Annotated in this window: 8 protein-coding genes; 2 read left to right on the top strand and 6 right to left on the bottom strand. The window is 68.9% G+C overall.

The genetic code is table 11. The annotated features are described in order from the left end of the window. Window positions 1-100: 100 nt before the first annotated feature. From ACWGI8_RS35260 to thyX, 3 genes are all read right to left on the bottom strand, one after another. Window positions 101-1,786, bottom strand: coding sequence for a ribonuclease J (locus ACWGI8_RS35260; RefSeq protein ID WP_453667280.1), 1,686 nt, complete (start codon window positions 1,784-1,786; stop codon window positions 101-103). Between the two features lie 125 nt (window positions 1,787-1,911). Further along, window positions 1,912-2,811 (bottom strand): 4-hydroxy-tetrahydrodipicolinate synthase, encoded by a 900-nt coding sequence (gene dapA, locus ACWGI8_RS35265; protein ID WP_453667282.1) that lies wholly within the window; start codon window positions 2,809-2,811, stop codon window positions 1,912-1,914. 189 nt (window positions 2,812-3,000) lie between these two features. Continuing rightward, window positions 3,001-3,738: an FAD-dependent thymidylate synthase gene (thyX, locus tag ACWGI8_RS35270; RefSeq protein ID WP_453667284.1), complete on the bottom strand. Its 738-nt coding sequence runs from the start codon at window positions 3,736-3,738 to the stop codon at window positions 3,001-3,003. 186 nt (window positions 3,739-3,924) lie between these two features. Between thyX and ACWGI8_RS35275 the strand changes: the two genes are divergently transcribed. Continuing rightward, complete coding sequence (locus ACWGI8_RS35275; protein ID WP_453667285.1) at window positions 3,925-4,173, top strand: hypothetical protein; 249 nt, start codon at window positions 3,925-3,927, stop codon at window positions 4,171-4,173. Window positions 4,174-4,297: 124 nt separating this feature from the next. Then, window positions 4,298-4,855 (top strand): hypothetical protein, encoded by a 558-nt coding sequence (locus tag ACWGI8_RS35280; RefSeq protein WP_453667287.1) that lies wholly within the window; start codon window positions 4,298-4,300, stop codon window positions 4,853-4,855. A 58-nt stretch (window positions 4,856-4,913) separates the two neighbouring features. Here the strand turns inward: ACWGI8_RS35280 and ACWGI8_RS35285 are convergent, their stop codons facing one another. The 3 genes from ACWGI8_RS35285 to ACWGI8_RS35295 form a co-directional block, all read right to left on the bottom strand. Next, window positions 4,914-5,366 (bottom strand): hypothetical protein, encoded by a 453-nt coding sequence (locus ACWGI8_RS35285; protein WP_453667289.1) that lies wholly within the window; start codon window positions 5,364-5,366, stop codon window positions 4,914-4,916. Between the two features lie 8 nt (window positions 5,367-5,374). Then, window positions 5,375-6,127 carry a 4-hydroxy-tetrahydrodipicolinate reductase gene (dapB, locus tag ACWGI8_RS35290; protein WP_453667291.1) on the bottom strand — a complete coding sequence of 251 codons (753 nt, stop codon included), beginning with the start codon at window positions 6,125-6,127 and terminating at the stop codon, window positions 5,375-5,377. 39 nt (window positions 6,128-6,166) lie between these two features. Further along, window positions 6,167-7,512, bottom strand: a 1,346-nt coding sequence (locus tag ACWGI8_RS35295) for a M16 family metallopeptidase (protein WP_453667293.1), incomplete at its 5' end; no start/stop codon positions are given.

Raw genomic sequence — 7,512 nt, forward strand, 5'->3', positions numbered from 1 at the left:
GTACTGGAGCGGGGCGGCCGATGCAAATCGGGGGCGCCCCGCTCCAAGATCACTTCATCAGGCGTCAGTTCGGTTGTCAGTTCCGGCGCCAGATCCGGTGTCAGACCTCCACGACGACCGGGAGGATCATCGGGCGCCGGCGGTAGGTGTCGGAGACCCACTTGCCGACCGACCGGCGGATGAGTTGCTGCAGCTGGTGAGGCTCGCAGACGCCATCGGCAGCGGACTTGTTGATGGCTTCGTCGATCTTCGGGATCACCGCGTCGAAGGCGGAGTCCTCGATGCCGGAGCCACGGGCGTGAATGTTCGGGCCGCCCACGATCTTGCCGGTCGTCGAGTCGACCACGACGAAGACCGAGATGATGCCCTCGTCGCCGAGAATGCGGCGGTCCTTCAGGTGGACCTCGGTGACATCGCCGACCGAAAGGCCGTCGACGTACACATACCCCGCCTGGACCTTGCCGGTGATCTTGGCCTTGCCGTCGATCAGGTCGACGACCACGCCGTCCTCGGCGATGACGATGCGGTCCTTGGGGACGCCCGTCATGGCGCCGAGTTCGGCGTTGGCGCGCAGGTGGCGCCATTCGCCGTGGACCGGCATCAGGTTCTTCGGCTTGCAGATGTTGTAGAAGTACAGCAGCTCGCCGGCCGAGGCGTGGCCCGAGACATGGACCTTGGCGTTGCCCTTGTGGATGACGTTGGCACCCCAACGAGTGAGACCGTTGATCACCCGGTAGACGGCGTTCTCGTTACCCGGGATGAGGGACGAGGCCAGGATGACCGTGTCGCCCTGGACGATGCGGATCTGGTGGTCCCGGTTGGCCATACGGGAGAGGGCCGCCATCGGCTCGCCCTGGGAGCCGGTGCAGACCAGCACGACCTCGTGATCCGGAAGATCGTCGAGGGTCTTCACGTCCACCACCAGGCCCGCCGGGACCCTGAGGTAGCCGAGGTCGCGGGCGATGCCCATGTTGCGGACCATGGAACGGCCGACGAAGGCGACCCTGCGACCGTATTCGTGGGCCGCGTCGAGGATCTGCTGGATGCGGTGGACGTGACTGGCGAAGCTGGCCACGATGATGCGCTTCTGGGCGCCCGCGAAGACCCCGCGCAGCACGTTCGAGATGTCGCGCTCGGCCGGGACGAAGCCGGGGACCTCGGCGTTGGTCGAGTCGACCAGCAGGAGGTCGATGCCTTCCTCGCTCAGGCGCGCGAAGGCGTGCAGGTCCGTGAGGCGGCCGTCCATGGGGAGCTGGTCCATCTTGAAGTCGCCCGTGTGGACGGCCATGCCCGCAGGGGTGCGGATGGCGACGGCCAGGGCATCCGGGATGGAGTGGTTGACCGCGATGAACTCGCAGTCGAAGGGGCCGATGCGCTCGCGGTTTCCCTCGGCGACTTCGAGGGTGTACGGGCGGATGCGGTGCTCCTGGAGCTTGGCCTCGATCAGGGCGAGGGTCAGCTTGGAGCCGATCAGTGGGATGTCCGGCTTCAGCCGGAGCAGGTAGGGGACACCGCCGATGTGGTCCTCGTGGCCGTGCGTGAGCACGATGCCCTCGATGTCGTCGAGGCGGTCCCTGATCGTGGTGAAGTCCGGCAGGATCAGGTCGATGCCGGGCTGCTCCTCCTCGGGGAAGAGGACGCCGCAGTCGACGATCAGGAGTCGGCCGTCGTATTCGAAGACCGTCATGTTCCGGCCGATCTCGCCGAGACCGCCGAGTGGGGTGACGCGCAGGCCGCCCTTGGGCAGCTTCGGCGGGGCGCCGAGTTCAGGATGCGGATGACTCAAAAGACTCTCCTCACCACACGCGCCACGTACCGCTTGGGCACGTGGCGCGCATGACATTCGTGCACTTGCTGTTGTCGTCTGTGCGGTTTCTTCGGTTGGTTCGTATTCAGTTGTGAAGTCTGTGGTTACAGCTGTACCCCGCCCGCGGCGAGGTCGATCTTGAGCTGGGCGGTCTCGGCCTCGGTGAGCTCGACGAGCGGGAGGCGCAGCGGGCCGGCGGGCAGGCCCTGGAGGGCGAGTGCCGCCTTGGTGGTGATGACGCCCTGGGTCCGGAACATGCCGGTGAAGACCGGGAGCAGCTTCTGGTGGATCTCGGTGGCCTTCTGCACGTCGCCCGCGGTGTACGCGTCGACGAGGGCGCGCAGCTCGGGGGTGACGACATGGCCGACCACGGAGACGAAGCCGACGGCGCCGACCGAGAGGAGCGGGAGGTTGAGCATGTCGTCGCCCGAGTACCAGGCGAGGCCGCTCTGGGCGATGGCCCAGCTGGCGCGGCCGAGGTCGCCCTTGGCGTCCTTGTTGGCGACGATGCGCGGGTGCTCCGCGAGGCGGACGATCGTCTCGGTGTCGATCGGGACGCCGCTGCGGCCGGGGATGTCGTACAGCATCACGGGGAGGCCGGTGCTGTCGGCGATGGCCGAGAAGTGCCGGTACAGGCCCTCCTGAGGGGGCTTGTTGTAGTACGGCGTGACAGCCAGCAGGCCGTGTGCGCCGGCGCGCTCGGCGGCGCGGGCGAGCTCGATGCTGTGGTGGGTGTCGTTGGTACCGATACCGGCGACGACATGGGCGCGATCGCCCACCGCATCGAGGACGGCTCGTACGAGCTGGTCTTTCTCCGCGTCACTCGTGGTCGGCGACTCACCGGTGGTGCCGTTGATGATCAGGCCGTCGTTGCCTGCGTCCACCAAGTGGGTGGCGAGCCGCTGCGCGCCGTCGAGGTCGAGTGCGCCGTCCGCCGTGAACGGCGTGACCATGGCGGTGAGGACCCGCCCGAAGGGGGTCTGCGGAGTGGAGATCGGAGCCATGGGTAACACGCTACTCGCTGCTCAGCGCGTAGGGTCCCCTTGGGGGACGTGACGTATGCCGTGGTCAGTGGAGCCCGGCACTGCCTGCTCGGGGGTTCAAGCAGTGCCGGGTCCGTTTGATCAGCCTAGATGAACTTCTCGAAACGCCGCAATACGGACACCGAGTAAGGCTGACCGTACATCTGTGCTCTACGGAGCGACGCGCCCGTTGGCGTTGAAGGCGGCGTAGGTGAGCGGCATGAGCTTCGCCCAGTGCTCCTCCATCTTCTCGCCGACCATCTCGATCTCCCGCTGCGGGAAGGACGGGACCTTCGCCAGGTCGTGCTGGGTGCGAAGGCCGAGGAAGTGCATGAGCGAGCGTGCGTTGCAGGTCGCGTACATGGACGAGTAGAGCCCGACGGGCAGGACCGCGCGGGCGACCTCGCGTGCGACACCGGCCGCGAGCATCTCCTGGTACGCCTCGTACGACTGGCGGTACGAGTCCTCCATCACCCGGCCGGTGAGCTCCTGCTGCGCCTGGGTGCCCTCGACGAAGACGTACTTTCCGGGGCGGCCCTCCTGGACGAGCTTGCGCGCCTCGTCCGGGACGTAGAAGACCGGCTGGAGCTCCCGGTAGCGCCCGGACTCCTCGTTGTACGACCAGCCCACGCGGTGCCGCATGAACTCGCGGAAGACGAAGATCGGGGCATTGATGAAGAAGGTCATCGAGTTGTGCTCGAAGGGGCTGCCGTGGCGGTCCCGCATCAGATAGTTGATGAGCCCCTTGGAGCGCTCCGGGTCCTTGGAGATCTCCTCCAGGGACTGCTCGCCCGCAGTGGAGACCCGGGCCGCCCACAGCACGTCGGAGTCGCCGGCGGTGTGCTTCACCAGCTCGACGGTGACGTCGCTGCGGAAGCTGGGCTTGATGTCGGCGGGGATCTCGGTCACCGGCGGGGTCCTTCCAGTTGCATCGCTCGGGCGGCGCCCACTCTACGGCTCGCCACCGACAACGACGGCCGGGGCGGGCCGTCCCGATATTTCTCGGTCAATTCACCGGAATCGGGCACCAAATGGCGGTTTTGCTCGTCTGTACCAGTAACCACGTTCCGCCACCAGGTGAGGAGACCTGCGCCCATGTTCCGCCGGCGAGAGGCCGTTCCGTTCGCATTCGTCGCCGAGGCCGACCGCTTCCGCAGCAACGTCACTCCGCCGCCCAGACAGCGGCCCAGCGGCTCCCAGCTCGTAGGCCGTACGCTGATCGGCCTGACCGTCGTTGCCGGTCTGGCCGGGTCGTTGCTCTTCGGCATGCCGGCGCTGGGTTCCCCGGCAGCTCCCAAGGCGCCTTCCCAAGCGCAGCAGCCCGAGTCCGCCGACGGCCGCTGACGCTCCCCACCGCCCTGACGGGCGCGGGAGGCACCCCCATGGACCCCCGGGGGTGGTCGGGGGTTGACCGCCTCGGTAGCCTCACCGGGCACAACCCCATCGTGGTGACGAGTGAGGATCAGCCGTGCCCCTGCCCTTCCTGACGGCGGACCGCGCCTTTGACGCTACGGACGAAGACGTCGCGCTGCCGTTCGACGACCATGACCAGTGGCGACGGCCGTACCGTCCCGGCCCGTGGCGGGTCGGAGCGGCGGCCCTGACCCTGCTGCTCGCGTCGTTCGTGCTGCTGGCCGCGATGGTCATCGCGTTCGCCGGTGCTCTGCCGGGTGCGGGAGTGTGCTTCGGTCTCGCGACGCTGATGATCGGCGCGGCGCTTCGGCTGCTGCGCATCGGCGCCTGGGTGAGCAGGCACGGACTGCGGCGGGTGAACTTCCTCTCGACCAGCACCGTGCCGTGGGCGCAGGTCGGGGCGCTGCGTACGGTGCAGCAGCCGGTGCGCTGGCTGGGGCTGCCCCGCACGGTGCAGGGGCAGGCGCTCATGCTCGTACGCGAAGGCGGTGAGCAGCTTCTGCTGCTCACCGACCACAACGCCGACTTCCTGTCGCGCATCGAGGCGTTCGACCGGGCGGCCGACACGGTCGAGGCGTGGGGCGCGGAGTACCGGCCCGCACAGTCCGCCTGAGTCCGCTCGGCCCCCGAAGGCCCCCCGCGCCCCCGAACCTCCCTGAGCCACGCGCCCGTCAGGGCATGACGGGCTTCCCCTCGTGAAGCGCGATCGCGCGCTGCATCGCCTTGCGGGCTCGCGGGGTGTCCCGGGCGTCGTGGTAGGCGACGGCCAGCCGGAACCAGCAGCGCCAGTCGTCGGGCGAGTCCTCGGTCTCCGCGCGGCGCTTGGCGAAGACGGCGTCCGCCGAGTCGCGGTCGATACGGCCGCCGGGGGTACGGACCAACTCGTCGACCGGCAGCCCGCCCTCGGCGTCCAGTTCGGCGGCGAGGGCGTTCGCCTTCTTGACGAACTGGGTGTTCTTCCAGAGGAACCAGATACCGATCACCGGCAGGATCAGCACCGCGGCACCGAAGGTGACGGTGAGCACGGTGCCGTGCTGGATCAGCATCACGCCGCGGCTGCCGACCAGGACGAAGTAGACGACCAGGACGGCAGCCGTGACGAAGTAGGAGATTTTCGCGCGCATCCGAGCACTCAGCCGAGGTCGAGGAAGTGTTCGAGGCCGAAGGTGAGCCCGGGGGTGGTCACCACGCGGCGCACGCCGAGCAGGATGCCCGGCATGAAGCTGCTGTGGTGCAGGGAGTCGTGGCGGATGGTGAGGGTCTCGCCCTCGCCGCCGAGCAGGACCTCCTGGTGGGCGAGGAGGCCGCGGAGCCGTACGGCGTGCACCGGCACCCCGTCGACGTCCGCGCCGCGCGCGCCGTCCAGGGCCGTGACGGTCGCGTCCGGCTGCGGGGCGCAGCCGGCCTCGGCGCGGGCCTCCGCGATCAGCTGGGCGGTGCGGGTGGCGGTGCCGGACGGGGCGTCCGCCTTGTTCGGGTGGTGCAGCTCGACCACCTCGACCGACTCGAAGTAGCGCGCGGCCTGGGCGGCGAACTTCATGGTGAGCACGGCGCCGATGGAGAAGTTGGGCGCGATCAGCACGCCCGTCTCCGGGGACGCGTCGAGCGAGGTACGCAGATGCGCGAGGCGCTCGTCCGTCCAGCCGGTGGTGCCGACGACGGCGTGGATGCCGTGGCGGACGCAGAAGTCGAGGTTGCCCATCACCGAGGCGGGGGTGGTCAGTTCGACCACGACCTGGGCGCCGGTCTCGGCCAGGGTCTCCAGCTTGTCGCCCCGGCCCAGCGCGGCGACCAGTTCCATGTCGTCGGCGGCTTCGACGGCTCGTACCGCCTCGGAGCCGATACGGCCCTTGGCACCGAGGACGGCCACGCGCAGCTTGCTCATTGCTCTGCTCTCTCTGGGAGACGGATCTACGAGACGGATCTACGAGACGGATTCGTGCAGGCGGTCCGCCTGCTTGTCCTTCAGCGGGCCGATCACCGACAGCGAGGGGCGCTGTCCCAGTACCTCACGGGCGACCGCACGGACGTCGTCGGGAGTGACCGCGCCTATGTTCGCCAGCATGTCGTCGACCGACATCTGGGAGCCCCAGCACAGCTCGCTCTTGCCGATGCGGTTCATCAGCGCGCCCGTGTCCTCGAGACCGAGGACGGTCGATCCGGCGAGCTGGCCGATGGCGCGACCGATCTCGTCGTCCGACAGTCCCTCGTTCGCGACCCGGTCGAGCTCGCCGCGGCAGATCTTCAGCACGTCGTGGACCTGGCTGGGCCGGCAGCCCGCGTAGACGCCGAAGAGGCCGCAGTCGGCGAAGCCCGAGGTGTACGAGTACACGCTGTAGGCCAGGCCGCGCTTCTCGCGGACTTCCTGGAAGAGACGGGACGACATGCCGCCGCCGAGGGCCGTGTTCAGCACGCCGAGCGCCCACCGGCGGTCGTCGGTCCGGGCCAGACCCGGCATACCGAGGACGACATGGGCCTGCTCGGTCCTGCGGCCCAACACCTCGACCCGGCCCGCCGTCCTGACCGTCCGCCGGCCGTCGCGCGGGGCGACCGGTGCGGCGTCCGTACGGGACAGCGCGCCGGCCCTGTCGAAGGCCTTGCGGACCTGGCGTACGACCGTGGCGTGGTCGATGTTGCCCGCGGCCGCGACGACCAGGTGCGTCGGGTCGTAGTGCTTCTTGTAGAAGCGGGCGATCTGCGAGCGGTTCAGCGCGTTGATGGTGTCGACGGTGCCGAGGACCGGGCGGCCGAGCGGGGTGTCGCCGAACATGGTGCGCGCGAAGAGGTCGTGGACGACATCGCCCGGGTCGTCCTCGGTCATCGCGATCTCTTCGAGGATGACGCCGCGCTCGGCGTCGACATCCTCTTCGAGGATCAGCGAGCCGGTGAGCATGTCGCAGACGACGTCGATCGCGAGCGGCAGATCGGTGTCGAGCACGCGCGCGTAGTAGCAGGTGTACTCCTTCGCCGTGAAGGCATTCATCTCGCCGCCGACCGCGTCGATCGCGGCGGAGATGTCGAGGGCGGAGCGCTTGTGCGTGCCCTTGAAGAGGAGGTGCTCCAGATAGTGCGTCGCGCCGTTCAGCGACGGGGTCTCGTCACGGGAGCCGACGTGCGCCCAGATGCCGAAGGTGGCGGAGCGTACGGAGGGCAGGGTCTCGGTGACGATGCGCAGGCCCCCGGGGAGGACCGTGCGGCGGACCGTGCCGATGCCGTGCTCGCCCTGGAGAAGCGTTTGGGTACGGGCGACGGCCCGCGCCTCCGAGGAGG

The sequence above is a fragment of the Streptomyces sp. NPDC054841 genome, assembly GCF_053611045.1.